This is a genomic window from Parabacteroides sp. merdae-related_45_40 (genome assembly GCF_001915675.1).
Genome location: NZ_MNQY01000120.1, coordinates 48,995 through 73,811, shown reverse-complemented (window position 1 = coordinate 73,811; position 24,817 = coordinate 48,995). Strand labels below are relative to the sequence as shown.

Annotated in this window: 22 protein-coding genes and 4 tRNA genes; 16 read left to right on the top strand and 10 right to left on the bottom strand. The window is 44.9% G+C overall.

Features of this window, described 5'->3' with window-relative positions; genetic code table 11:
* The 7 genes from BHV83_RS16350 to murI all read left to right on the top strand — a co-directional run.
* Nucleotides 1-249: DUF6242 domain-containing protein (locus BHV83_RS16350; protein ID WP_502687969.1), on the top strand; the 249-nt coding region annotated here is incomplete at its 5' end.
* 87 nt (nucleotides 250-336) lie between these two features.
* A complete protein-coding gene (gene porG / locus BHV83_RS16345) occupies nucleotides 337-1,056 on the top strand; it encodes a type IX secretion system protein PorG (protein WP_005637342.1) in 720 nt (239 codons plus the stop codon).
* Nucleotides 1,057-1,073: 17 nt separating this feature from the next.
* On the top strand, nucleotides 1,074-1,817 hold the full coding sequence (gene uppS, locus BHV83_RS16340; protein WP_005637341.1) for an undecaprenyl pyrophosphate synthase: 744 nt from the start codon (nucleotides 1,074-1,076) through the stop codon (nucleotides 1,815-1,817).
* A gap of 14 nt (nucleotides 1,818-1,831) precedes the next feature.
* Nucleotides 1,832-4,525: a BamA/OMP85 family outer membrane protein gene (locus BHV83_RS16335; RefSeq protein WP_286757753.1), complete on the top strand. Its 2,694-nt coding sequence runs from the start codon at nucleotides 1,832-1,834 to the stop codon at nucleotides 4,523-4,525.
* Nucleotides 4,526-4,733: 208 nt separating this feature from the next.
* On the top strand, nucleotides 4,734-5,249 hold the full coding sequence (locus BHV83_RS16330; protein WP_005637338.1) for an OmpH/Skp family outer membrane protein: 516 nt from the start codon (nucleotides 4,734-4,736) through the stop codon (nucleotides 5,247-5,249).
* A gap of 72 nt (nucleotides 5,250-5,321) precedes the next feature.
* Nucleotides 5,322-5,819 (top strand): OmpH/Skp family outer membrane protein, encoded by a 498-nt coding sequence (locus tag BHV83_RS16325; RefSeq protein WP_122122450.1) that lies wholly within the window; start codon nucleotides 5,322-5,324, stop codon nucleotides 5,817-5,819.
* A 153-nt stretch (nucleotides 5,820-5,972) separates the two neighbouring features.
* Nucleotides 5,973-6,809: a glutamate racemase gene (murI, locus tag BHV83_RS16320; protein ID WP_005637335.1), complete on the top strand. Its 837-nt coding sequence runs from the start codon at nucleotides 5,973-5,975 to the stop codon at nucleotides 6,807-6,809.
* 76 nt (nucleotides 6,810-6,885) lie between these two features.
* Here the strand turns inward: murI and BHV83_RS16315 are convergent, their stop codons facing one another.
* Genes BHV83_RS16315 through BHV83_RS16305 form a run of 3 tightly spaced genes read right to left on the bottom strand, consistent with a single transcriptional unit; the run spans nucleotide 6,886 to nucleotide 8,679 of the window.
* The gene (locus BHV83_RS16315) at nucleotides 6,886-7,254 is read right to left on the bottom strand and encodes a YccF domain-containing protein (protein ID WP_005637334.1); all 369 of its coding nucleotides are present in this window, start codon (nucleotides 7,252-7,254) and stop codon (nucleotides 6,886-6,888) included.
* Between the two features lie 10 nt (nucleotides 7,255-7,264).
* A complete protein-coding gene (locus BHV83_RS16310; protein ID WP_286757751.1) occupies nucleotides 7,265-8,515 on the bottom strand; it encodes a M23 family metallopeptidase in 1,251 nt (416 codons plus the stop codon).
* A complete protein-coding gene (locus BHV83_RS16305) occupies nucleotides 8,512-8,679 on the bottom strand; it encodes a hypothetical protein (RefSeq protein WP_005637332.1) in 168 nt (55 codons plus the stop codon). The genes BHV83_RS16310 and BHV83_RS16305 overlap by 4 nt, the downstream gene beginning before the upstream one ends.
* 938 nt (nucleotides 8,680-9,617) lie before the next feature.
* Here BHV83_RS16305 and BHV83_RS16300 point away from each other — a divergent pair.
* Nucleotides 9,618-10,043, top strand: coding sequence for an META domain-containing protein (locus BHV83_RS16300; protein ID WP_046451849.1), 426 nt, complete (start codon nucleotides 9,618-9,620; stop codon nucleotides 10,041-10,043).
* A 10-nt stretch (nucleotides 10,044-10,053) separates the two neighbouring features.
* Nucleotides 10,054-10,497: an META domain-containing protein gene (locus tag BHV83_RS16295; RefSeq protein WP_005637317.1), complete on the top strand. Its 444-nt coding sequence runs from the start codon at nucleotides 10,054-10,056 to the stop codon at nucleotides 10,495-10,497.
* Nucleotides 10,498-10,550: 53 nt separating this feature from the next.
* Here the strand turns inward: BHV83_RS16295 and BHV83_RS16290 are convergent, their stop codons facing one another.
* Both BHV83_RS16290 and BHV83_RS16285 read right to left on the bottom strand, forming a co-directional pair.
* On the bottom strand, nucleotides 10,551-12,413 hold the full coding sequence (locus tag BHV83_RS16290) for a sensor histidine kinase (RefSeq protein ID WP_286757750.1): 1,863 nt from the start codon (nucleotides 12,411-12,413) through the stop codon (nucleotides 10,551-10,553).
* Nucleotides 12,414-12,488: 75 nt separating this feature from the next.
* The gene (locus BHV83_RS16285; RefSeq protein ID WP_005637313.1) at nucleotides 12,489-13,682 is read right to left on the bottom strand and encodes an exo-beta-N-acetylmuramidase NamZ family protein; all 1,194 of its coding nucleotides are present in this window, start codon (nucleotides 13,680-13,682) and stop codon (nucleotides 12,489-12,491) included.
* 90 nt (nucleotides 13,683-13,772) lie between these two features.
* Here BHV83_RS16285 and BHV83_RS16280 point away from each other — a divergent pair, with 90 nt between their 5' ends.
* Both BHV83_RS16280 and BHV83_RS16275 read left to right on the top strand, forming a co-directional pair.
* Nucleotides 13,773-14,315, top strand: a complete 543-nt coding sequence (locus BHV83_RS16280; protein ID WP_005637310.1) for an HDIG domain-containing metalloprotein — start codon at nucleotides 13,773-13,775, stop codon at nucleotides 14,313-14,315.
* A 65-nt stretch (nucleotides 14,316-14,380) separates the two neighbouring features.
* Nucleotides 14,381-17,146, top strand: coding sequence for a putative LPS assembly protein LptD (locus BHV83_RS16275; protein WP_022321790.1), 2,766 nt, complete (start codon nucleotides 14,381-14,383; stop codon nucleotides 17,144-17,146).
* 20 nt (nucleotides 17,147-17,166) lie between these two features.
* Here BHV83_RS16275 and ung read toward each other — a convergent pair whose 3' ends face one another.
* Nucleotides 17,167-17,829: a uracil-DNA glycosylase gene (ung, locus tag BHV83_RS16270; RefSeq protein WP_055284729.1), complete on the bottom strand. Its 663-nt coding sequence runs from the start codon at nucleotides 17,827-17,829 to the stop codon at nucleotides 17,167-17,169.
* A gap of 115 nt (nucleotides 17,830-17,944) precedes the next feature.
* Complete coding sequence (gene asnA / locus BHV83_RS16265) at nucleotides 17,945-18,982, bottom strand: aspartate--ammonia ligase (RefSeq protein WP_122205287.1); 1,038 nt, start codon at nucleotides 18,980-18,982, stop codon at nucleotides 17,945-17,947.
* A gap of 197 nt (nucleotides 18,983-19,179) precedes the next feature.
* On the opposite strand from asnA, the gene BHV83_RS16260 reads away from it, so the two are divergent.
* Nucleotides 19,180-19,253: transfer RNA gene (locus BHV83_RS16260), tRNA-Arg, on the top strand.
* 111 nt (nucleotides 19,254-19,364) lie between these two features.
* Nucleotides 19,365-19,805, top strand: a complete 441-nt coding sequence (locus BHV83_RS16255; RefSeq protein WP_022321792.1) for a DoxX family protein — start codon at nucleotides 19,365-19,367, stop codon at nucleotides 19,803-19,805.
* Nucleotides 19,806-19,967: 162 nt separating this feature from the next.
* Here BHV83_RS16255 and BHV83_RS16250 read toward each other — a convergent pair.
* From BHV83_RS16250 to BHV83_RS16240, 3 genes are all read right to left on the bottom strand, one after another.
* Nucleotides 19,968-20,042: transfer RNA gene (locus BHV83_RS16250), tRNA-Val, on the bottom strand.
* Nucleotides 20,043-20,068: 26 nt separating this feature from the next.
* Nucleotides 20,069-20,143, bottom strand: a tRNA-Val gene (locus BHV83_RS16245).
* 27 nt (nucleotides 20,144-20,170) lie between these two features.
* Nucleotides 20,171-20,245, bottom strand: a tRNA-Val gene (locus BHV83_RS16240).
* A 169-nt stretch (nucleotides 20,246-20,414) separates the two neighbouring features.
* Here BHV83_RS16240 and purB point away from each other — a divergent pair.
* The 3 genes from purB (at nucleotide 20,415) to asnS (ending at nucleotide 24,751) form a co-directional block, all read left to right on the top strand.
* Nucleotides 20,415-21,758 carry an adenylosuccinate lyase gene (gene purB, locus BHV83_RS16235; RefSeq protein WP_119215299.1) on the top strand — a complete coding sequence of 448 codons (1,344 nt, stop codon included), beginning with the start codon at nucleotides 20,415-20,417 and terminating at the stop codon, nucleotides 21,756-21,758.
* A 61-nt stretch (nucleotides 21,759-21,819) separates the two neighbouring features.
* On the top strand, nucleotides 21,820-23,277 hold the full coding sequence (locus BHV83_RS16230) for a pseudouridine synthase (RefSeq protein ID WP_005648211.1): 1,458 nt from the start codon (nucleotides 21,820-21,822) through the stop codon (nucleotides 23,275-23,277).
* 67 nt (nucleotides 23,278-23,344) lie between these two features.
* Nucleotides 23,345-24,751 (top strand): asparagine--tRNA ligase, encoded by a 1,407-nt coding sequence (gene asnS / locus BHV83_RS16225; RefSeq protein WP_286757749.1) that lies wholly within the window; start codon nucleotides 23,345-23,347, stop codon nucleotides 24,749-24,751.
* Nucleotides 24,752-24,817: the final 66 nt, after the last annotated feature.

The window sequence follows — 24,817 nt, the reverse complement described above, 5'->3', positions numbered from 1 at the left end:
TTTATGTTGAGTGGTATCAATGAAGCAGGTAAGGCCTCTTCTGACATTTACCTGTCACGTGACGGCGGCGTAAACTGGAGTCTGTCGGATACATTGGTTGTAATGCCGCAGGAATTCAAGGCAAGAGGGTTCTCTTCTATCTACGTGGATAAGGATAATTATATGTATCTTTTCGGTGGAAAAGAAACCAATAGTTCGAATGTATTAAATCAAATCTGGCGCGGCCGTATTAACCGTCTGGGTTTTTAAGTATAAAGAAAGTTCGTGGAGGACCGTATAATTTTATGAGTGATTCGGCGTTAGAAAAGAAGGTATAGATTATAACAGAAAACGATTATGACTTCAACTTTCTTTCAGCGCATACTCTTATTAGTCCTTTTGGCCGGTTGCATGACCGGTCTTCACGCACAAGAATATAAATATGAGATCGGAGGAATGGCAGGCGGAGCCTTTTATATGGGCGATGTCAACAAGAACGCTTTTTTCAAAGGGTTGAATCCCGCGTTCGGAGCCGTTTTTCGCTATAATCCCAATTTCAGGTGGGCTTTAAAGACCAATCTGATGTGGGGGCAGGTTTCAGGTACGACGGAAGGGCAGCAGAATGTTTTTCCGGACCATGCACAAGGTTCTTTCAGTCGGAGCCTGATCGAACTGGGCGGGCAGATGGAGTTCAACTTCTTTCCGTACAGTGATAAATTTGCGTATTCAAACGCAAGACGTTTCACTCCCTATATTTTTATGGGATTGGGGGTGACGGTTGCGCCGGGTAGCGGGAAGACTTTTGCCGGTCCGAACATTCCGCTCGGTGTAGGTTTGAAATACAAGGTTAAGAACAGGATCAACCTGGGATGCGAGTTCTCGTTCCGTAAGCTATTTGGCGACGGTCTGGACGTGACGGACGACAGCAATGCGTTTCTGGATGATCCCTACCATATGAAAGGTAGTTTTTTGAAGAATAAAGATTGGTATTCTTTTTTGTTGTTTACGGTTACTTGGGATTTCGGTCCGCGGTGCAGGACTTGCAACAATGCGAAGAATATAGATAACATACAGTAGTTATAGATGAAAACACTATGTCGCTGATTGAACAAATAGATAAAAATCGATTGCCGCAGCATGTGGCGATTATTATGGACGGTAACGGACGTTGGGCCAAAGCGAAGGGAAAAGACCGGAGCTATGGACACCAGGAGGGCGTTGTCTCTGTCCGTAAAGTCGTGGAAGCCGCTACAACCGTGGGTTTGAAATATCTGACGATGTACACGTTTTCGACAGAAAACTGGAATCGTCCGGAGGCGGAGGTACAGGCGTTGATGAGCTTGCTGGTCGCAGCTATTCATCGCGAGACTCCCGATCTGATGAAAAATAACGTCCGTCTGATGGCGATCGGCAATCTGGATCGCTTGCCGGCAGATGCATATGCCACTTTGCAGGATTGTATTGCACAGACTTCAGCCAATACGGGTGTTACGCTCATATTGGCTTTAAGTTATTCGGCCCGTTGGGAAATAACCGAAGCCGTGAAACGTCTGGCCAGGGAGGCGGTGGAGAAAAAAATAAACCCTGACGATATAACCGAGGCTGTCGTCTCGGATTATTTGACGACCAAAGGTATTCCCGATCCGGATTTATTGATCCGTACCGGAGGAGAACAACGCGTCAGCAACTTCCTGCTTTGGCAGTTGTCATATGCCGAATTCTTCTTTACCGATGTGTATTGGCCGGATTTTAGAGAAGAAGAGTTGTATGGAGCTATATTGTATTACCAGCAGCGTGAACGGCGCTTCGGTAAGACAAGCGAGCAATTAATCTTATAAACAATAGCTGTTATATGTACAAAAGAATAGTGCTGTTTTTCATGTTTCTGGGATTTGCTTTCGGGGCTTTTGCTCAGGAAACTGACACTACCAAGGTTGAAGAGCCGGCAGAAGTGCCGGTCATTTCCTATTCGTCACCTCCCAAAAAGTATAAAATTGCGGATATCAAGGTGACGGGGATTAAGAATTATGATGATTTCGTGTTAATAGGCTTTTCCGGTTTGTCGGTAGGGGATGAGGTTACTATACCTGAGCCGGGCGGGGCGATTACAGATGCTGTAAAGCGTTTCTGGAAACATGGACTATTCTCGGATGTAAAGATTTTGGCAACTAAAATAGAGGGAGATCAGGTTTGGTTGGAAATCCGATTGAAACAGCGTCCGCGTATTTCGGAAGTCAACTATCATGGTATCAAGAAGGGGGAACGTGAAGATCTGGAAGCCCGTCTGGGGTTGCGTAAAGGATACCAGGTGACTCCTAACCTGATCGATCGTGCGACCACGCTGATCAAGAAGTTCTTCGATGGCAAAGGCTTTAAGAATGTGGATGTCGAAATCCTTCAGAAAGACGATATCGCACATGAAGGTGAAGTGATCGTAGATATCAACATCAACAAGAACGAAAAGACCAAAATCCACAAGATCCATTTTGAAGGAAACAGTGCGTTGACTGATCGCGACTTGAAAAAGGCGATGAAAAAGACGAACGAGAAGTTCAGCCTGTTTAACGACTGGAAGAGCAGTATCTTGGAAGCATTCAGCACGAAGAAATTTACGACTGAAGAATACGAAAACGATAAGAAACACATTATCGAGAAATATAATGAAAAGGGATATCGCGATGCTGTTCTTGTGGAAGACAGTGTTGTGAACTATAACGATAAACGTGTGGATATCTTCCTGAAAGTGGAAGAAGGTGACAAATATTACCTGAAGGATATCAACTTTGTCGGTAATACGAAATATCCGACGGAACAGTTGTTATATATTTTAGGAATGAAACCTGGCGATGTTTACAACCAGAAGAAACTGAATGAACGATTGACGACCGACGAGGATGCCGTTTCCAACTTGTATTATAACAACGGTTACATTTTCTTTGGGGCGGACCCGGTAGAAGTGGACGTCGAAAACGACTCCATCTCTTTGGAAGTACGTATTCAGGAAGGCCCTCAGGCGACTATCAATCGGGTGATCATTAACGGTAATGACCGTCTGTATGAAGATATCGTGCGCCGTGAACTCCGTACGAAGCCGGGTATGTTGTTCAGTCGCGATGACTTGATGCGTTCAACCCGTGAAATCGCACAGATGGGACATTTCGATCCGGAAAACTTGGTTCCGCAACCAATACCCGATCCAGATAACGGAACGGTGGATATCCAATACAACCTTGTGTCCAAGGCAAATGACCAGATCGAGTTCTCTGCCGGTTGGGGACAAACTGGTGTGATCGGTAAGTTGAGTTTGAAGTTTACGAACTTCTCCATGAAGAACCTGCTGAATCCGAGTACATATAAAGGCATTATTCCGCAGGGTGAAGGACAGACGCTGACGTTGAGCGGCCAGACAAATGGACGTTACTATCAGGCATACAGCATATCGTTTATGGATCCGTGGTTCGGAGGCAAACGACCGAATACATTGTCCGTGAGCGCCTACTTCTCCAAACAGACGGATATCAGTAGTAATTATTTGAGCAATAACAGTTATGGTTATAACCCGTATTACGGTTATGGCGGCTATCCTTACTATGGCGGCTACGGTGGCTATGGTTATGGCTACGGTTACGGTTATGGTTATGGTAATTATGGTAACTATGAGCTGGCCTATGACCCGGATAAGTCGATCATGATGTTCGGACTTTCTGCCGGTTATGGTAAGCGCTTGAACTGGCCGGATGATTACTTCCAGTTTATGGCGACTCTGAACTATCAGTTGTATATGATGAAAGACTGGGATTACTTCCTGGTAAATAACGGTAACTGTCATAACATCAACTTGGAATTGAATTTGCAGCGTAACTCTATTGACAATCCGCTGTACACACGTAAAGGCTCCCAGTTCATGTTCTCGGTTGCCGCCACTCCTCCTTGGTCTTTATGGGACGGCAAGGACTATAAGAATATGAGCGATCAAGATGAAGCCAAGTTCCGTATGATCGAATATCATAAATGGAAATTCAAAGCGAAGATATTCTCTCCGCTGGCTCCTCTGACAGTAAAACGTACGCCGGTATTGATGACACGTGTCGAATACGGATTTCTGGGTTCTTACAACAAGTATAAGAAATCGCCGTTCGAAACCTTCTATATGGGGGGTGACGGTATGAGTGGATACTCAAGTACCTATGCAACCGAAACGATCGGTTTGAGAGGTTACGAGAATGGTAGTATTGCCGGTAACGGTGGCTACAATTCCTATGGTTACGCTTACTCCCGTCTGTCGATGGAGTTGCGCTATCCGTTCCTGTTGGAACCGTCTTCGACGATCTACGGTCTGGTATTTGTGGAAGCGGGTAATGCTTGGAGAGATTTGAAAGATTTCAATCCGTTCCAATTGAAGCGTTCTGCCGGTGTCGGTGTCCGTATCTTCCTCCCGATGATCGGTTTGATGGGTATCGACTGGGCTTACGGTTTCGACCGTCCTGATGGATACGATCAGAGAGGTGGTAGCAACATCCACTTCATTATCGGTCAGGAATTTTAGAAAATTGAATATTGAATGTTCAATATGAGATAGAAAAGACAACCGGATTTGTTTCCGGTTGTCTTTTTTGCGTTTGGGCATTCTTTGAACCGTACTTGGCAAGTCTGTTAAATTGTTAATTGTATCTTATTAATTTTCAATTTTCAACTTTCAAATTTCAATTCTCTTATCTTTGCAGTCAGAAGGTGTAACTATAAATGACATGTGTATGAAAAAGATTATTGCCTTAAGCTGTCTGTTGTTCCTCTGCTCGTTTGCAGGGCACGCACAAAAGTTTGCATTAATAGATATGGAATATATATTGAAAAATATTCCGGCTTATGAAATGACGAATGAGCAGTTGAGTCAGGTTTCCAAAAAATGGCAGAACGAAGTGGATGCTATCCAGCAGGAAGCGCAGAACATGTACAAGACTTACCAGAGCGATCTTGTATTTCTGTCTGCCGAGATGAAGTCGAAACGTGAAGAAGCGATCGTTCAGAAAGAACAGGAGGCACAGGATTTGAAACGTAAATATTTTGGTCCTGAAGGCGAACTGTTTAAAAAACGTGAAAGCCTGATGAAGCCGATACAGGATGAGATCTACAATGCTGTGAAGGAAATCTCCGAAGATAAAGGTTATCAGATGGTCATGGATCGGGCGTCGTCAATGAATATCATTTTTGCTTCTCCGAAGATCGATATAAGCAATGAAGTCCTGATAAAGTTAGGATATTCAAAATAAATGCTTACATTTGTGCGCTTTAATGAAGCAAATTAAGAATATGATTAATAACAAGTAATATTTTATAGGAAAATGAAGAAACTGATTATTTTTTTGTTGATGATGCTCCCGCTGGGCGTTTTTGCTCAAGAATCTAAGATTGCGATTGTAAATACGCAGGAAGTGATCCAGGCTATGCCGGAATTTGCTAATATGCAGAAACAGATGGCTGACATGGAAGCCAAATATAAGAGCGAAATGCAGGTGATGGAGGATGAATATAAGAAGAAATATTCCGATTTTGTTGCACAGCAGGATTCATTGACAGAAAATATCAAAATGAGAAGAATGCAGGAATTGCAGGATATGGAACAGCGTACACAGAACTTCATCCAGATTTCTCAGCAGGATTTCCAGAAGAAGCAGGGTGAGTTGTTTACTCCGATCCAGGACAAACTGAAAAATGCAATCAAGGCAGTCGGTGACGAAAAAGGATATACTTATATTCTGGATCCGCAGATTGTTCTTTATCAGGGTAACGCTGCAGTTGACGCAACTCAGTTCGTAAAAGCTAAGTTAGGTATTAACTAATATAATTAGCAAACATAAAATAGCGAAGACAGAAGTCCTCGCTATTATCTTTTAAGGCACGGATTTCACGTATTTACACGGATAAATTTATTTTCTTTCCGCGTTTTCAGTGAAATCCGTGCTTGAATTATATATAAATAAACAACTTCTCTCATGTTTTCATCAGTACCAGGTCCGATTGGTATCTTCGACTCCGGTTACGGGGGGCTTACCATTTTTGATAAGATCAGAGCAGCAATGCCGGGGTATGATTATATTTATTTGGGCGATAATGCCCGTTCTCCCTATGGTACGCGTTCGTTCGAGGTCGTGTATCGTTTTACAAAGCAGGCTGTAGAGACGCTTTTCAATGAGGGATGCCAGCTTGTAATCCTGGCTTGCAATACGGCATCGGCAAAGGCATTGCGTACGATCCAACAGCGGGACTTGCCACAGTGGGACCCGGCTCGTCGGGTGTTGGGCGTAATCCGTCCGACGGTGGAGCTGATGGATAAGATCAGCAAGAGCAAGCATGTCGGTATTTTAGGGACGACCGGCACCATTACTTCCGACTCCTATTCGCTGGAAATAAAAAAAATGTTTCCTCATATGACGGTGACGGGTGAAGCCTGCCCGATGTGGGTTCCGCTGGTTGAGAATAATGAGTTCGATTCACCGGGAGCGGATTATTTCGTGCGGAAGCATTTGGAACATATTTTGGCTGCCGATCCGGAGATCGATACGCTCGTCTTGGGCTGCACGCATTATCCGTTGCTGATCGAAAAGATCAAGGCATTCCTGCCTGAGGGAATTACTTTATTCTCGCAGGGAGAATACGTAGCCGCGAGCCTGACCGACTATCTACGCCGTCATCCCGAAATGGATATCCGTTTGACAAAGCAGGGAAACTGTCGTTTCCTGACCACCGAGTCCGCTGCCAAATTCTCCGATGCCGCCTCTGTTTTCTTGAATCATCCGGTAGAGGTGGAACAGATTCGATTGGTTGAATGAATAATCTGCCAATCGACGCTTGCACTTGTGTGTGGAAGCACGACTGGACTATCTGGTGATAGACTGTCCTTTTCTCTTAAACGATATTTTTTCCGAACGGCGAAAGAGCCAGTGCGGCCATCTTGAAATGCTGTCTGCCGAAAGGAATGCCGATAATCGTGATGCACAGTAGTAACCCGAAAAACAGGTGTGTCAGGCAGATCCAGAAGCCACCGATGAAGATCCAGATCACGTTCATGACCAGGCACAGGCAACCACCTGAATTACCGTTGTCCGTTACCCGGCTGCCGAAGGGCCAAAGGGCCAGCATTCCTAATTTCAATGTCTGCAACCCGAAAGGGATACCGATTATCGTAATCATCAGCAGCAAGCTGGATATCAGATATTCCACAGCGGTAAGCAACCCGCCGCAGATAAGCCAAATGATATTACCCAAAAATTTCATAGCATCAATATTATAAATTATTTTTTACTCTCATGCTGTCCAATTCTGCCAAAACCGTCTGCTTCACGATGGCAAAGCTGTCGCGCAGTTCCGGTTTGACCGGCAGCGAAGGTGGAGCTTCCATCTGTAACGGGTTGATCGGCTGTCCGTTCTTATATACCCGGAAATCGAGGTGAGGCCCTGTCGAAAGCCCTGTCGAGCCAACGTAGCCGATAACCTGTCCCTGCCCGACATGGCTGCCGACTTGTATGCCTTTGGCATATTTGCTCAGGTGCATATAGGAAGTCGTATATACGGAGTTATGTTTTACTTTCAGCGTATGGCCTCCTCCGCCCATATAGCCTTTGGCGATGACGGTCCCCGCTCCGATACTCTTGACTTCCGTTCCGACGGGAGCCGCATAGTCTACTCCATGATGTGCCCGATAGCGTTTCAGGATCGGATGGAAGCGGGCGTTCGTGAAACGCGATGTGATGCGGAAGAAATCCAACGGAGCCTTCAGGAAAGCCTTCCTGAGGCTATTCCCTTCAAGATCGAAATATTCGAAAACGCTATCTTGGGTGAATGGTATGGCTGTAAAATCTTTTCCTTGATGCGTGAATACGGCTCCCTCGATGGAGGTGATATTCAGGGCTGTCGTGTCGTCTATATAGGCAACGTCGTACAACACTCGGAATGAGTCTCCTTCTTTTACATCGAAAAAGTCGATCTGCCAGGCATATACATCCGAAATCTTGATCGCCAGTAACGGGTCCGCTCCACTTGCCTTGATCACGTTCCAAAGGGAAGAATTGATTGTCCCTTCTGTGTAATGGCGTTTGATGGTAATAGGCTTGTTGAATTCGTATGCCAGGATCGAATCGCCTGTCAGGTCGATGACGGCATAATCGACAAGTGATTTGGCAAAGGCGATATAACGTATATCGGCAACGCTGTCCTGAGTTGTAAATGTATAATAGTTCATACCCGCACGGAGTTTGGTCGGGTCCAGAACATGGATGGAGGCTTTCGTAATGCTGTCTGCTTTCAAGGCGGAGAAACCGAGGGCTGAAAAGATTGCGGCGGGATTATCGCCGTTTCTCATCTTGTACTCCGTCACGTCCAACGAGTCGATGCAGATGCCATATTGATATACGTGTTGCAGGCTGTCCAGCCATTCGCTGTCGACTCCTTCTTCTTCGGGTTGTTGTTTCGTATGTGTGCAGGAAAAGCAGGTAAGCAGTCCTGCGAGTAACAAATATAGGACGATGCTCTTATTCATTCTCCGGCTTCTTTTTTCATCTCTGTTAGTTCTTCTACCTGTTTTTGTGACAATTGAAGTGCCTTTTCCAGGTCTTCCACTTTAAATCCTTTTCTATTCATAAGGCAAACGAGGTTGCGTCCGTGATGTATGCTGCTGTCGTTCAATAAATCTTTTGTGTCCATATCATACTATTTTATACGTTGCAACAAATATACAAAATTAATCTGTAAGCCTTATTAATTGACCAACTCCTTTGTCGGTGGTCCGGATATTGGCGAAGCATAAATGTTGATACCGGTAAATCATCATTCGGATTATTATTCTACAAACTTATTATTGATTGTGAAAACAACTGTCATACTATCATACTTTGCTTTTGGCAGTATGAATATCAATACTTATGTGGAATGATAGTAGGCATGATGGATGTTTTTTCAACTATCATACCATCATGAAAACAATAACTTTTTCACATGTAACATATAGCATATTTTCAGCAATATAGTTACATTTTTTTGTCGAGACCCGGGTGTCAGACGTCTGCAGACCCGGGTCTCAAGACCGCTCAGATGGAGGTGTAAATGGCTCTGATACGGGCATTTTGAGGAAAAAATCTAACGTCTTTCTTATAAAAAAGTAACGTGTTCCGGCAAAAAAGGCTTATGCTTTCCTGAAAACATTCTGTTTTTAACACTTTTGGAGTGTATCTGTTTCGGGTAAAACGGCTAAAATCTGATTTAAAAAGGAAACTGTCATGCCTATATGTTATGATGTTCAAGTTATATACAAGAAACATGATAGTATGATAGTTGTTTTTTTTAATTCATTATAGTATTGATAAGTTTGAACCGTAAATGCAGATTTATCGGTGAACTAACGGGTAAGGCTGAACCTCGTGCCGCAAGCTCTCTTTTGCCGTCTGCTTTAGCAGATGAATAGATGATTGTTCCCGGATTTGCCGGTTCCTCTGTGGTTTTTTAACCCCTTTAAATACAATACAAGCTGTGAATGGGGTGTAAGAATGGTTAATGAATATTAAATAATGAGCTTGTCGGGAACTTTTTGCAATGATTCGGCGTCTTATATTTACGAGTGATTATTATAAATGAAAAAGTAAAAAATGAAAAAAGCTATTTTGACACTTTTGATGATTCCTGCTTTTGTCGGGATGTTGTTTTCTTGCTCTGAAGTCAAAACGGATGCAAAGAAGTTGGAAGGTAAATGGAATATTGTGGAAGTAAAAGGAGAAAAAATACTGAAAGAAGGTTTGCCCAATATGGAGTTTGATATGAAAGATAATAAAGTTCACGGTAATGCCGGATGTAATATCTTTAATTCGACTGTCGTGCTGGACGATCAGGATATTTCTTCCATCACGATCAACCCCGCAGCCACTACCATGATGGCTTGTCCGGATATGGAGACCGAAGATGCGATCTTGAAAGCTATGGGAAACGTGAAAGGTGTGAAGGCCGGCCAGTCCGAAAATGAAATGTTGCTGGTCGATGCCGACGGTAACGTGTTGATGGTTTTGTCAAAAAACTAATTGGATAGAAATGAAGAAGTACATGTATCTTTGTCTTGCGGCGTTGAGTATCGGTATCTTTGCTTCTTGTAAGGCGAAAAAAGGTGTGGAAGCGACTTTCTCCGACCTGGATGGTAGTTGGAATATTGTCGAATTGAACGGCAAGGTGTTGAATCCTGCCGAGACGAATCAAGTCATCGAGTTCGACGTGGCTCGCCATTCCCTTTCCGGAAGAGCTGGATGCAATCGGATGATGGGGCAGATCGAATACAGCGATTCCCGCAAGAATATCATTAAATTCCCGCAGGTTGCGACAACGCGTATGGCTTGTCCGGATATGAGTGGTGAGCGTGAATTGTTGCAGGCTTTGGATAAAGTCGTTCGCTTTGATGCAGTAGGTGAGGTGAAACCGGTCAATAAAATCGCTTTATATGGCACGGACAATACCAAATTGATGGTAATTGAAAAGAAGTGACTTTCATTGTGAAATGTTTGGAAGGCGGTTCCGGTTGTGACGGGCCGCCTTTTTTATTTCGGCCTGCAAGGGATGATCAGGGTGAAGCGGCTGCCTTTTCCTTCCTGGGAAGAAAGGGTGATTCGCCCCTCCAGGCGCTCGGCGATGGTTTGACAGATCGATAGGCCCAGTCCGGTACCTTGTGCAAATTCGTCCACCTTGAAGAAACGTTCGAACACTTTCTTCTGGGCCTCTTCCGACATGCCTTTTCCTGTATCTTCGACAAAGACATGAACTTCTTTCTCCTCCTTCTTATAGACAGCTCCTAACAGGATGTGCCCTTTAGTGGTGAACTTGACGGCATTGTTGATGAAATTCGTAATCACTTGCGTGAACCGGAAACGGTCTACATGAATGATAAGTTCCGTTTCTTGGAATTCTTTCAGGAAACGGATATTCGACGGCATAAGCAGGTGATGTGTCTGGTAGATCTCTTCTAACAGTTCGTTTAGAGAGCAATCGTCGAAAGCGAAAGACATCCGTCCCGACTCAATGCGCGAGAGTTCCAGGATATCATTAATCAGTTTCAGCAGCAGATTACTGTTTTTGTTGATCGTATTGCGGAAAAGGTCTTTTTCTTCATCGGTCAATTCCTTTTCGTCTTGTAATAGGTTGGTGAAACCGACTATCGCATTTAACGGTGTGCGTATCTCATGGCTCATGTTGGCGAGGAATGCCGATTTCATCTTATTGGCTTCTTCGGCTCGCTCTTTCTCTTCGATCAACCGGAGTTGCACCTGCCTTTTCCGTTCGCTTTCGCGGTAGTACATGTAAATGAGGTGAAGGATGATATAGACGATTGCTATGACGAGCAGGATTCCGCCTGCAATAATATAGTTTAGGTAACGGACTTCCAGTGGCATGTTATAGATGATGCTTCCCTGTGGCAGATCGCTCAACCGTATGTTGAAACGTTGCATCTCTTTCCAGTCGAAAGCAAATGTTTTGGGGCTTTCTACGATAGGAATGTCATTTGGAGAAGTGCCTTTCAGGATGCGGGCAGCTGTTTGGGCAACACAATCAGCCTGGATTTGCAAGGTAGTGAAATAGCCACCGGTGATCCCTCTGTTGTCGTTGAACCCGTTGTTAATGACTGTGAAGTTCGGCACATTGGCCAGGCGTCCGACGGTCAGGACATTGAAGTCGAGAATGATTTGTATGCAGGCGGTGTAAGGCTTGTCTTCAAATACCCAAAGAAGCTGGCGGGCGGTCAGGTTGGCTGTTGAGGTCGTATATAAGGCAGAAGCGCCTTCTTTGCCGGGCTGGATTTCCGTGGAAGTAGTTTGGGGCCTTGTTTGATACAATCCTTCGTAAACAGCTATTCCATGTCCCTGGATATTGTCCATCAACGTTTCGAACGCTTTTCTGCCGATGAATTCTTTCGTTTTGAAGATCAGTATTTTTGATCTTCCGTATAGTTTTTCGATCAGTTGTATGTTTTTCAGATATTCAGGCTTGTCCCAATAACCCGTGAAGTTGGGATGCTGTTCCAATAGTTCCCAGTTGGGAAAGTTGACACCTGAAAAGACAACCGGAATCGTCTTGCCGAGCGGATGGTTGCAGGCCATTAAAGTATAGGTAGCCTGATCGTCATTGGAAATGATGATGTCCGGTTTGAAACTTAAAGTGTCGAGAAAGGAGTACATCCGGGCTTCTTCGTCTGTGGCATTATAGCGTTCGCAGTCCAGGTAGAATGTGTGGATGGAAGAGTATATCTGCTTTTCCTCCAGTTCCTCGTGCAGCAGCTTGTCGAACTTGGAGTAGGCACTCAGGCTTTGATTGTATGACTGTATGACAAGGACATTAAACAGTTCCTTCCCTTTTTTATCGGAGGAACCCTTTGCTTCACGCGGAAAACAAAGGGCCAATATCAACATCGCTATGTATATATGTATTTTCAAGGAAGAAGCACTTATCAATTGTACCCGTATGTTTTAAAAAACCGTTCAAAGTTAACGATAATCGGGATATAACAAGTACTTCTTTCTGATTTTCTTATATTTATTTAATGCCGGTTGCCAACTTGCGCGTATTTCGTTCTCCTTTAAGCCGCGGACAATCTGGAAACGTAATTCTTTTGTCCCGGCAAGCAGGTCGAACCATTGTGGGCGGGTGAAGAAAAAAGCTTGGTCGTTGCCTGCTTTATTATAGAAATCAAGGAGGAATTTCAGCGTCAATCCCCCGGTAAAGGGATATTCTCTCAAGTCCGTGCCGTAGCATTCCTTGTCCTTATGCAACGGTTTCGTGTCGAAACCTGGCAAGGAGGTGGGCGTAAAGGTGAAATCTCCGTATCTGGCATCGGGTGCTCCCAATATCTGGAATGGATAATAGGTCCCGCGACCGACACTGATATTGGTCCCTTCGAAGAAACAGAGTGAAGGGTAGAGACGGATCGACTGGTCGTTCGGCAGGTTGGGAGAGGGCTTTACCGGTAACCAGTACGGATCTCCGTGACGCCAGTTTTCCATCTTGACGATATGCAGTTTACAGGTGTCGGGAGTACTTTTCAGCCAACCTTCCTTGTTGATCATCCAAGCCAGTTCGCCAACCGTCAGACCGTGCAGTATGGGTAATGGGTCAACGCCGACAAAGGATTCGAATCCTTTCTGGCGGACAGGACCGTCAACGAAGTCGTTCGGGTTAGGGCGATCCAGGACGATAAATTCGACATCGTTTTCGGCACAGGCTTCCATCACATAATGCATGGTGCTGATGTAAGTATAAAAGCGGACTCCGACATCCTGAATGTCGAACACGACCACGTCCAAGCCGGCCAACTGCTCGGCTGTCGGCTTCTTGTTCTTTCCGTATAGGGATATGATGGGGACTCCTGTTTTTACGTCACGGCTGTCTTTGATCTCGGCTCCCGCATCGGCCGTCCCGCGGAAACCGTGTTCAGGGGCGAACACTTTCTTTATGTTGATACCCTCTTCCAACAAGGCGTCCAGCAAATGCTTCTGCTGCTTTTCGAGGATGGAGGTTTGGTTCACTACTAATCCGACCTGTTTGTCTTTCAACAGACGGGTAACGACGTCCATACGTTCGGCTCCCAATTTTAGAGGGGCTTTCTGTGGAGTGACGGCCTGGATTTCAGACATTAAGAACAGGCTTAACAGCCAGAAGGCATACCTGATAACTGTTCTCATAGACTCATTCCTTACTATTTGTTTCTGCAAAAGTAACGATTCTTTTTGTTTATTGCGTATCTTTGTCTCTCAATAAAGCGATTGATTGTTATGAACCCTTTAGATATTATTGCCAAATATTATCCGGTAGGTTCGGAGGCGTACCGGATTTTGGTTATTCATAGTAGAAGTGTGGCAGATAAAGCTTTGGCTATAGCCCGGATGCATCCGGAGATGAATCTTGACCTTACCTTTGTAGAAGAGGCAGCTATGCTGCACGATATCGGTATTTTCCGTTGTAATGCTCCCGATATCGATTGCCATGGAGATGCGGAATATATTTGCCACGGTTATCTGGGGGCCGAATTGATGCGGGCGGAAGGTTATCCCCGCCATGCCCGCGTGTGCGAACGGCATACGGGAACAGGTATTACGCTGGCAATGATTGAAGAACGAGGTTTGCCTCTTCCGCACCGGGACTTTATGCCGGAAACCTTGGAAGAACAACTGATTTGCTACGCCGACAAGTTTTACAGCAAAACGAAACTGGACAAAGAAAAATCTGTCGAAAAGGTAAAACAGGGCCTTTCGAAGTATGGAAACGAAACAGTCGAACGGTTTGATAACTGGTGTAAACTCTTTTTAGGGGAATAAAAAGGGATTGGCTCGCTAAATTGTTATACATTTGCCCGCTGTAACACACTGCAAATAACGACGGAATGTTTTTGAAATACAAATGCCTGATTATTTTGTTGCTTTTCCTCACTGGAAACATGATGACTGAGGCGCAGGAACTTATAGCCCCGACCGATACCGTGATGGCCGTTGTGGGCGATACGGTCGTATCTGCCGGACAGGATAGTGTGCTTGCGTTAGACAGTGTACCGAAGAAGCAGACAGGGCTGGACGCTCCGGTTTCCTACCAGGCGAAAGACTCCATCATCATGACGGGAGCGAACTGGGCTTATCTGTTTGGGGAAAGCGATGTGAAATATCAACAAATCGAACTTCAGTCCGAGAAAATCGAGATGAATATGGACAGTAGCCTGGTGTATGCCACTTTCGGCCTTGACTCGATCGGGGAGGAATTCGGCTATCCTCTTTTCAAAGATGGCGACCAACAGTATGAATCCAAGACGATGCGCTATAATTTCGGTACGAAAAAAGGATATATCACAGATGTGATCACGCAACAAGGCGAAGGTTATGTGACGGCCGGACGTACCAAAAAGATGGACAACGATGTCCTGAATATGAAGGGGGGACGGTATACGACTTGCGACGAGCATGATCACCCCCATTTCTATATCCAGATGACGAAGGCGAAAGTCCGCCCGAAGAAAAATATCGTGACGGGTCCCGTCTATCTGGTGTTTGAGGACGTCCCGCTTTATCCGATCGGTCTGCCATTCTGTTTCTTCCCGTTTTCGAGTTCTTATTCTTCGGGCATTATCATGCCCACTTTCGGGGATGAAAGTTCGCGTGGTTTCTATCTGCGCGACGGCGGGTATTATTTTGCGTTGAGCGATTATATGGACCTGGCCTTGACCGGTGAAATCTATACGAAAGGTTCCTGGGGACTGTCGGCTCGTTCTTCTTATCGGAAACGGTATAAGTTTTCGGGCAGTTTCAATGCCTCCTATCTGGTTACCCGTTTGGGCGACAAGGGGCTTCCCGATTATAGCTTGTCTAAGGACTTCAAGCTGAACTGGACACACTCGCAGGACCCGAAGGCAAATCCGTACCGGACTTTCTCGGCGAGTGTGAACTTTGCGACCAGCAGTTATGACCGTAATAACCTGAACAGCTTCTATCCTGGCTCGCAAGGGTTTGCGGATGCGAACCAGAATACCAAAGGGTCCAGTATCAGTATAACACAGCGTTTCCCGAATAATCCGTTCAGTATTTCGGCTACCATGAATGTGAACCAGCGTTCGAAAGACTCGACGATCTCGCTGACATTGCCTGATATTACAATTACGATGAGTCGTATCTTCCCGTTCAAGCGGAAGAATGCGGTCGGAAAAGAACGTTGGTATGAGAAGATTTCCATGAGTTACAACGGTTACCTGCGTAATAGTATCGATACGAAAGAAGACAAATTGTTCAAGTCGAGCTTGGTGAAGGATTGGCGGAATGCCATGCAGCACCAGATTCCGGTGAGTGCTACTTTCTCTTTGTTCAAGTATTTGAATATCTCGCCGTCGTTCAATTATACCGAACGTTGGTACACCAATAAGGTGGAAAAAGCATACGACATGCAGAAGAAGCAGGTGGTTGCGCGTGATACGACTTATGGTTTCTACCGCGTATTCGATTACAGCACATCCGTTTCAGCTTCCACGACGCTATATGGTTTCTATAAACCGTTGCCGTTTTTGGGTGACAAGATCAAGATGATTCGTCATCGTTTCGAACCTTCGGTAACGTTGAGTTATACGCCTGATTTTGGAGCTTCCAAATATGGTTTCTGGAAAGATCTTATGTATGAAGATCAATATGGACAGACGCAGCAGATCTCTTATTCGCCGTTTGAAGGCGGTATGTTTGGGACGGCCCCTAACGGGAAGTCGGGGAGCGTGAGTTTTCAGTTAGATAACAATCTCGAAATGAAGATCAAGTCGGATCGCGATTCGACAGGTGAGCGTAAGATCAGTCTGATCGATAAGTTGTCGTTGGGGATGAGTTATAATATGGCGGCCGATTCGTTCAAGTGGAGTGACTTGAGTGTAGGCTTGCGTCTCAAGTTTTCGAAGAGCTATACATTGAACCTGAACGGTACGTTCGATACCTATACCTATGGCTACGATGAAGCGACGAAGACCGTTCGCCGGTTGGATATTCCGCGTTGGCAGGCCGGTAAAGGATTAGGCCGTTTGCGCCAGACCGGTACGAGTTTCTCTTATACCTTTAATAATGATACGTTCGGCAAATTGTTCGGCAAGAAAGATAATAACGACGATTCCAACAACCCTCCGACAGACCCCAATGCATCGAACGATCCGGAATTCGAACAAATCTCTTCGGGAGAGGAAGGGGACCAACAGGGTAAAATGGAAGGAGGCCGATTGCGTGGTGCCAAGAAAGATACGGGTGAGTTCGATTCGTATGGCTATATGGTCAATAAAGTGCCCTGGAGCCTTTCGTTCAGCTATAGCATGCAATTGCGTTATGGAGACTTTGACCCGAGCAAGCTCGAATATAAGTACAAGCTTACACATGCATTGAGCTTTAACGGTAATATTCAGCCGACGAAGAACTGGCGTTTTAACTTTAATGCCACCTATGACTTCGATACGCATAAGATATCCTATATGACTTGCAATATCACTCGCGACCTGCATTGCTGGCAGATGACTGCCAGTTTTGTGCCGGTGGGACCTTATAAGTCCTATACCTTCAATATTGCAGTAAGTTCGTCTTTGCTGAAAGACCTGAAATGGCGCCAGAGCAGCAACTATCGTGACGGGCAGAAATGGGAGTAATTCCAATTGTCAATTGATAATTACCAATCTATTGGTGTCTGTCCGGTTGCGATCAGATAATCATTTGCTTTGCTGAAATGCTTGTTCCCGAAGAATCCGCGGTAAGCGGAGAGGGGAGACGGATGAGCCGATTTCAATATCAGGTTGCGGGAGGCGTCGATGAAAGCGCCTTTCCGTTGTGCATACGACCCCCACAGGATGTAAACGATATGGCTTCGCTCTTCTGTCAGGCGGTGGATTACGGCATCCGTGAATTCTTCCCAACCTTTATTCTGGTGTGAGCCGGCTTGGTGTGCACGAACCGTCAGGGTTGCATTGAGAAGCAGGACGCCCTGGTCCGCCCAACGGAGCAGATTGCCGGTTTGCGGTATGGGTTTGCCTAAATCGCTTTCGATTTCTTTGAAGATGTTGACGAGCGACGGGGGAAAGGGTGTCCCGTCTTGGACGGAGAAACAAAGTCCGTGTGCCTGTCCGGGTTCATGATAGGGGTCTTGTCCGAGAATGACTACTTTGACTTTGTCGAACGGACAGTGTTCGAACGCACTGAAGATACAGGGACCAGGAGGATAGATGGTTCTTTGGCGGTATTCTTCTTTAACAAAGGTGATCAACTGGCTGAAATAATCCTTTTCAAACTCAGAACTTAATCGTTCTTTCCAGCTCTGTTCTATCTTGACGTCCATAACGGTAATTGAAAATTGAAAATTAGAAATTGGAAATTCTCTTTATTACGCGAATATCAGAAATAATTATCAATAATCCATCCTTAATTTTCAATTTTCAATTTTTAATTATCAATTAGATCAAGTACATACCGGCAGCACGGGCTTCACGACGCATTTCTTCCGGCCATATACTTGCTTGAATTTCACCGATATGGGCTTTGCGGAGGTAAAACATACACAAGCGACTTTGTCCGATACCTCCCCCGATACTTAGAGGCAGTTCGTTGTTTAGCAAGCGTTTGTGGAAATATAGTTCTTTTTTTTCTTCCGCGTTGCAAATCTCCAACTGGCGGAGCAAGGCTTCCTTATCCACACGAATACCCATGGAGGACAGTTCGAGCGAACGGTTCAGTACTTCGTCCCAGACGAGCAGGTCGCCGTTTAATCCGACTTGTCCGTTTTCTGCAATTGTCGACCAGTCGTCATAGTCCGGAGCGCGTCCGTCATGTTTCTCTCCGTTGCTTAACTTACAACCGATACCGATAATGAAAACGGCTCCGTATTCTTTCGTAATCGCATCTTCCCGTTCTTTCGGCGTGAAGGTCGGATATTTTTGCAATAAATCTTCGGCGTGTATGAAATGGATTTGCTGGGGCAATGTAGGACGGATTTCGGGAAACATCTCATAGACCAGATATTCGGTACGTACCATGGCTGCGTAGATGCGACGTACGATTTCTTTCAGAAAATCTACATTCCGTTCTTCGGCTCCCATGACGCGTTCCCAGTCCCATTGGTCGACATATAAAGAATGTAGGTTTCCCAACTCTTCGTCAGAGCGGATAGCGTTCATGTCGGTATAGATACCGTAGCCTTTTTCGATTTGATAATCAGCAAGAGTAAGTCGTTTCCATTTGGCAAGCGAATGGACGATTTCAGCTTTGGCATCGTCCAAATCCTTGATCGGAAACGTGACCGCACGTTCCGTTCCGTTCAGGTCGTCATTGATACCCATCCCTTTTAAAACGAACAACGGAGCAGTGACGCGCCGCAACCGTAATTCGGAAGACAGGTTTTGCTGGAAAAAGTCTTTGATCTTTTTGATACCCATCTCGGTCTGCGATAAGTTCAATAAAGCCTTATATCCTGCTGGTTTAATTAAGTAACTCATATACTTGTTGTGCTTTATGTTTGTGAATAATGTGTGGCAAAGATACTAATTAATGGCAAAATAGCAATTATGTGCCTTTTTTTATTTGCAAAATGGAAGTGATTATCGTTAGGATGCTTGCAAAATATCAAAAGTAATCTTTTTTTGTCCGTTCATTTGTTTTCCTGCAAGATTATATATACTTTTGCGCTGTCTTTGGCTGGGTAGCTTAGCTGAATAGAGCGTCAGATTCCGGTTCTGAAGGTCGTGGGTTTGAATCCCACCCTGGTCACAAAAGGATTTCCAAGTGTTGGAAGTCCTTTTTTTATGGGGTTACGCGTAAACTTTTCTTTTTTATTTATGTTTTATAAATGAATAACTAATTTAAGAAAGAACAAAGATTATGTCAGTGGTTTATAAATTTCTTTTTCCTGCCAAGCCGGTAGGAAATGCTTTTTCTCTTTTTTTGTTGGCGTTGCGTATCCTTTTCGGAGTATTGCTGCTTTCGCATGGTATCCAGAAATGGACGAATTTTAGTGCTATGTCGGAATCTTTCCCGGATCCATTGGGTGTAGGAAGTACGTTGTCGTTGGGGCTGGCTGTTTTCGCTGAGGTATTTTGCTCCGTAGGCTTTATATTCGGTGCGTTTTATCGTCTGGCTATGATCCCGATGGTCTTTACAATGGGAATGGCTTTTTTTGTGATACACGGGAATGATCCGTTTGCCGTGAAGGAACTGGCCTTTATTTATCTGGTGGTATTTGTGCTGATGTACATAACGGGACCGGGTAAATTTTCTATCGATCATGTCATATCTTCTGCATTATATAAAAAGAAACGGTGAGGTTCTATAGGGGAAGCCGTTAGGTGTATACGAAAGGAAACAAAAAGGCGGGAATTATTATTCCTGCCTTTTTTGTTGTGTTAGCCTTCTTTTAAAGAATAGTGGGAGAATAAGGTGTTTCTTTGTGTTGGTTGGGAAATAAAAAAAGCAATCAAAAAAAAGTGGGCGTTGACGGATTCGAACCGCCGACCCTCTGCTTGTAAGGCAGATGCTCTGAACCAGCTGAGCTAAACGCCCGAATATGAAATCATTTTGGTGATGAGTGGGCGTTGACGGATTCGAACCGCCGACCCTCTGCTTGTAAGGCAGATGCTCTGAACCAGCTGAGCTAAACGCCCAAAGTGAAATCAATTCGTTATGAAAGGTGGGCGTTGACGGATTCGAACCGCCGACCCTCTGCTTGTAAGGCAGATGCTCTGAACCAGCTGAGCTAAACGCCCTTTCATTTGTTCATTAAGTTTGATATGCTCTATCTCTCTAAAGCGCTGCAAAGATACGGCTTTTTTTATTACCTCCAAATATTTTTGCGAAAAAGTAGAAAAAAACTTCATCTCCGCCTATATGTATTAAGATTTATAGTAACTTTGCAACTCCATATTAATAATGTATATGATATTTTCGACACTGACAGCAATTTCGCCTGTAGACGGGCGATATAGAAATAAAGCCGAGAACCTGGCGGCTTACTTTTCAGAGTATGCGCTCATTAAATACAGAGTGCAGGTTGAGATCGAGTATTTTATTACTCTGTCTGAATTCTTACCGCAGCTTCGTGCGTTGGCGACTGGGGAGAATAAAGAGGCTTTGCGGAAAATTTACCGCGAGTTTTCGGTTGAGGACGCTACCCGTATTAAAGAGATCGAGAGTGTGACAAATCATGATGTAAAGGCTGTTGAATATTTTATAAAAGAGAAATTCGATTTGTTGTCTTTGCAGGAATATAAGGAATTTATCCATTTCGGATTGACTTCCCAGGATATTAACAATACATCCGTTCCATTGTCTATCAAGGATGCACTGAACGAAGTGTATTTTCCCGGTTTGCAAGAAGTGATCGACATGTTGAAGAAATATGCCGAAGACTGGGCGGATGTTCCCATGTTGGCCAAGACACATGGGCAGCCGGCTTCTCCTACCCGTTTAGGAAAAGAAGTGATGGTGTTTGTTTACCGTTTGGAACAACAGGTGAAGCTGTTGAAAGCTACTCCTGTTTCTGCTAAGTTCGGTGGAGCAACCGGTAATTTCAATGCGCATCATGTGGCTTTTCCGGAATATGACTGGAAAGCTTTCGGGAATAAGTTTGTGAATGAAGTGTTGGGACTGAGCCGTGAGGAATGGACGACACAGATTTCCAACTATGACAACATGGCTGCTATTTTTGACGGGATGAAACGTATCGATACGATTTTGATCGATTTGTGCCGTGATTTCTGGCAGTATGTTTCTATGGAGTATTTTAAACAGAAGATCAAAGCCGGTGAGGTCGGTTCTTCTGCTATGCCGCACAAGGTGAATCCGATCGATTTCGAAAATGCGGAAGGTAATTTGGGTATGGCAAATGCTATCCTGACGCACCTGGCAACCAAGTTGCCGATTTCACGTTTGCAGCGCGACCTGACAGACTCTACAGTCCTTCGTAATGTCGGTGTGCCGATGGCTCATGTCGAAATCGCATTCAAAAGTTTAACAAAAGGGCTGGGTAAGTTGTTATTAAACGAGAAAGCATTGTACCGGGATTTGGATAACTGCTGGGCTGTAGTGGCCGAAGGAATTCAGACTATCCTTCGTCGTGAAGGGTATCCGAAACCTTATGAAGCATTAAAAGCCTTGACTCGTACAAATGAAGGTATCACAGCCGAGTCGATCAGTAATTTTATTGATACGTTGCAGGTTAGCGATGCTGTTAAAGCTGAATTAAAGGCGATAACGCCGCATAATTATACAGGTATTTAGTGAGAAACAATGGGTAGCCGTGAGGTTACCAAGTAGTTAATTATCATTTAATTTACATCAAATGAGCACAGAAGAAAGAGATGAATCTCAACCGCGTCCAAGAAAGGTGATACCAAGTATCAGACGGGAAAACACAGACCAGGATTCTGAAAGAAGACCTTACAATCAAGGTTATAACAGACCTGAGGGAAACAACTATGAACGGAGACCATATAACCGCGGAGGTTATAATTCTTATGGGGACAACCGCTCTTATGGAGACAGACCGAGTCGCCCGCGTACGTATGATAACCGTGATGGCGGTTACAACAAACCGTATAACCGCGATAATGGTGGAAACCGTAGCTATGGCAACTCTAATCGTGAAGGCGGCTATAACAGCAGACCTTCTTATGGTAGCAATCGCCCTTACGGTAACAACGATCGCCCTTCTTACGGCAATGACCGTTCTTATGGGAACGATCGTCCGTACAATCGTCCGTCTCGCCCGAACTATGAAGACAGAGGAAAGGCTTATTCGGCTACTCCGTCCGGCGAAGGTGTTTCGGGTGATGGTGTAAAGAAAAGAAGACCGCGTGTAGGTGATACCCGTGTAAGTTCGTCTTACGATAATCGTGATAATCGTGGTGGCAGACCTTCATACGGTAATAACAACAACCGTTATGGAAATGGCGGCGGACGTGGCGGCTACAATAACAACAGACGTCCGAACAACAATCGCCGTACCGGTGATTACAATCCGAATGCCAAGTATAACTTCCAGAAGCAGTTGAAGTATAAAGAAGTGCTGGCAGATCCTAACGAACCGATCCGCTTGAATAAGTTCTTGTCCAATGCAGGTGTTTGTTCTCGTCGCGAGGCGGATGAATTTATCCAGGAAGGAGTTGTTCAGGTAAATGGTCAGGTTGTAACTGAATTGGGAACAAAGATTACGCGTCAGGATACGGTGTTGTTCAAAGACCAGCCGGTTCAGATCGAGAGTAAAGTGTATATCGTCCTGAATAAGCCGAAGAACTGTGTGACAACTTCGGATGATCCTCAGGAACGTCTGACTGTCATGGATTTGGTAAAGAACGCTTGCCAGGAACGAATTTATCCGGTGGGACGTCTGGACCGTAATACGACAGGTGTACTGTTGCTGACGAACGATGGCGATCTGGCTTCCAAGCTGACGCATCCTTCTTTCAAGAAGAAGAAAATCTACCATGTATGGTTGGATAAGAACGTATCTATCGAAGATATGGAAAAGATCGCTAACGGATTAGAGCTTGAAGACGGAGAAATCCATGCTGATGCCATCAGTTATGCAAGCGAAGATGATAAGAGCCAGGTCGGTATCGAAATTCACTCAGGGCGTAACCGTATCGTCCGTCGTATTTTCGAATCACTGGGCTATCACGTGGTTAAACTGGATCGTGTATATTTTGCCGGTCTTACAAAAAAGAACCTTGGACGTGGAAAGTGGCGTTATCTGAACGAACGTGAAGTGAACGCGCTCCGCATGGGGGCTTTCGAATAATATAGAGTTTAGCCGGTTGGAAAAGCCGGCTAACTTGTTTTGATTACCTAAGAATAAAAATATAAACATGGAAGCAATTAAAAGAACAAAAATTGTAGACGTACTGAAAAGCGAAGCTTTCGGTACGACCGTTAACGTGAAAGGATGGGTCCGTACCCGCCGTGGTAGTAAACAGGTTAGTTTCATAGCCTTGAATGACGGTTCTACAATAAATAATGTTCAGATCGTTGTAGACGTGGACAAGCTGGGCGAAGAATTTCTGAAGCCGATAACAACAGGTGCGAGTATCAGTGTAAACGGTACGTTGGTGCAGTCGCAGGGAAAAGGCCAGAATGTGGAGATCCAGGCTACTGAAATAGAAATTTACGGTTCTGCCGATCCGAATACTTATCCTTTGCAGAAAAAAGGCCATTCGATGGAGTTCCTGCGTGAGATCGCTCATCTCCGTCCACGTACGAATACATTCGGTGCGGTGTTCCGTATTCGTCATAACATGGCTTATGCCATTCATAAATTTTTCCATGACAGAGGGTTCTTCTATTTCCATACACCGCTGATCACAGCTTCCGACTGTGAAGGTGCGGGTCAGATGTTCCAGGTGACGACCATGAACCTCTATGATCTGAAGAAGGATGAAAGCGGATCTATCGTTTATGATAACGATTTCTTCGGTAAACAGGCGAGCCTGACCGTTTCCGGACAGTTGGAAGGTGAATTGGCGGCTACGGCTTTGGGACAGATTTATACATTCGGTCCGACTTTCCGTGCGGAAAACTCCAATACGCCGCGCCACTTGGCCGAGTTCTGGATGATCGAGCCGGAAGTGGCTTTCAATGATATCCTGGACAATATGCAGTTGGCGGAAGAGTTCATCAAGTATTGTGTACAATGGGCTTTGGACAACTGTATGGATGATGTCAAATTCTTGAACGATATGTTCGATAAGGGTTTGATCGAACGTTTGCAGGGAGTGTTGAAAGACGATTTCGTCCGTTTGTCTTATACGGAAGGAATCAAGATTCTGGAAGAGGCCGTTGCTAAAGGCCACACGTTCGAGTTCCCGGTATATTGGGGTGTCGACCTGGCTTCTGAGCATGAACGTTTCCTGGTTGAAGAGCATTTCAAACGTCCGGTAATCCTGACTGACTATCCGAAAGAGATCAAAGCTTTCTATATGAAGCAGAATGAGGATGGCAAGACGGTTCGTGCGATGGATGTGTTGTTCCCGAAAATCGGTGAAATTATCGGTGGTTCCGAGCGTGAAGCCGATTATGACAAACTGTTGAACCGCATCAATGAAATGGGAATTCCTATGAAGGATATGTGGTGGTATTTGGATACCCGCCGCTTCGGTACGGTTCCTCATTCCGGTTTTGGTTTGGGCTTCGAACGTCTGCTGTTGTTTGTGACAGGTATGACAAATATTCGCGACGTGATTCCTTTCCCTCGTACACCGAAGAATGCCGATTTCTAATTTCGCATAGAATTGAAAAATCAAAACTCCGCATAGAACGTTCAGAGGACTATGCGGAGTTTTTTA

Excerpts from the sequence above, each read along its gene's own strand:
- porG (WP_005637342.1), top strand. The coding sequence starts at position 337 with ATGACTTCAACTTTCTTTCAGCGCATACTCTTATTAGTCCTTTTGGCC.
- uppS (WP_005637341.1), top strand. The coding sequence starts at position 1,074 with ATGTCGCTGATTGAACAAATAGATAAAAATCGATTGCCGCAGCATGTG.
- BHV83_RS16335 (WP_286757753.1), top strand. The coding sequence starts at position 1,832 with ATGTACAAAAGAATAGTGCTGTTTTTCATGTTTCTGGGATTTGCTTTC.
- BHV83_RS16330 (WP_005637338.1), top strand. The coding sequence starts at position 4,734 with ATGAAAAAGATTATTGCCTTAAGCTGTCTGTTGTTCCTCTGCTCGTTT.
- BHV83_RS16325 (WP_122122450.1), top strand. The coding sequence starts at position 5,322 with ATGAAGAAACTGATTATTTTTTTGTTGATGATGCTCCCGCTGGGCGTT.
- murI (WP_005637335.1), top strand. The coding sequence starts at position 5,973 with ATGTTTTCATCAGTACCAGGTCCGATTGGTATCTTCGACTCCGGTTAC.
- BHV83_RS16315 (WP_005637334.1), bottom strand. The coding sequence starts at position 7,254 with ATGAAATTTTTGGGTAATATCATTTGGCTTATCTGCGGCGGGTTGCTT.
- BHV83_RS16310 (WP_286757751.1), bottom strand. The coding sequence starts at position 8,515 with ATGAATAAGAGCATCGTCCTATATTTGTTACTCGCAGGACTGCTTACC.
- BHV83_RS16305 (WP_005637332.1), bottom strand. The coding sequence starts at position 8,679 with ATGGACACAAAAGATTTATTGAACGACAGCAGCATACATCACGGACGC.
- BHV83_RS16300 (WP_046451849.1), top strand. The coding sequence starts at position 9,618 with ATGAAAAAAGCTATTTTGACACTTTTGATGATTCCTGCTTTTGTCGGG.
- BHV83_RS16295 (WP_005637317.1), top strand. The coding sequence starts at position 10,054 with ATGAAGAAGTACATGTATCTTTGTCTTGCGGCGTTGAGTATCGGTATC.
- BHV83_RS16290 (WP_286757750.1), bottom strand. The coding sequence starts at position 12,413 with ATGTTGATATTGGCCCTTTGTTTTCCGCGTGAAGCAAAGGGTTCCTCC.
- BHV83_RS16285 (WP_005637313.1), bottom strand. The coding sequence starts at position 13,682 with ATGAGAACAGTTATCAGGTATGCCTTCTGGCTGTTAAGCCTGTTCTTA.
- BHV83_RS16280 (WP_005637310.1), top strand. The coding sequence starts at position 13,773 with ATGAACCCTTTAGATATTATTGCCAAATATTATCCGGTAGGTTCGGAG.
- BHV83_RS16275 (WP_022321790.1), top strand. The coding sequence starts at position 14,381 with ATGTTTTTGAAATACAAATGCCTGATTATTTTGTTGCTTTTCCTCACT.
- ung (WP_055284729.1), bottom strand. The coding sequence starts at position 17,829 with ATGGACGTCAAGATAGAACAGAGCTGGAAAGAACGATTAAGTTCTGAG.
- asnA (WP_122205287.1), bottom strand. The coding sequence starts at position 18,982 with ATGAGTTACTTAATTAAACCAGCAGGATATAAGGCTTTATTGAACTTA.
- BHV83_RS16255 (WP_022321792.1), top strand. The coding sequence starts at position 19,365 with ATGTCAGTGGTTTATAAATTTCTTTTTCCTGCCAAGCCGGTAGGAAAT.
- purB (WP_119215299.1), top strand. The coding sequence starts at position 20,415 with ATGATATTTTCGACACTGACAGCAATTTCGCCTGTAGACGGGCGATAT.
- BHV83_RS16230 (WP_005648211.1), top strand. The coding sequence starts at position 21,820 with ATGAGCACAGAAGAAAGAGATGAATCTCAACCGCGTCCAAGAAAGGTG.
- asnS (WP_286757749.1), top strand. The coding sequence starts at position 23,345 with ATGGAAGCAATTAAAAGAACAAAAATTGTAGACGTACTGAAAAGCGAA.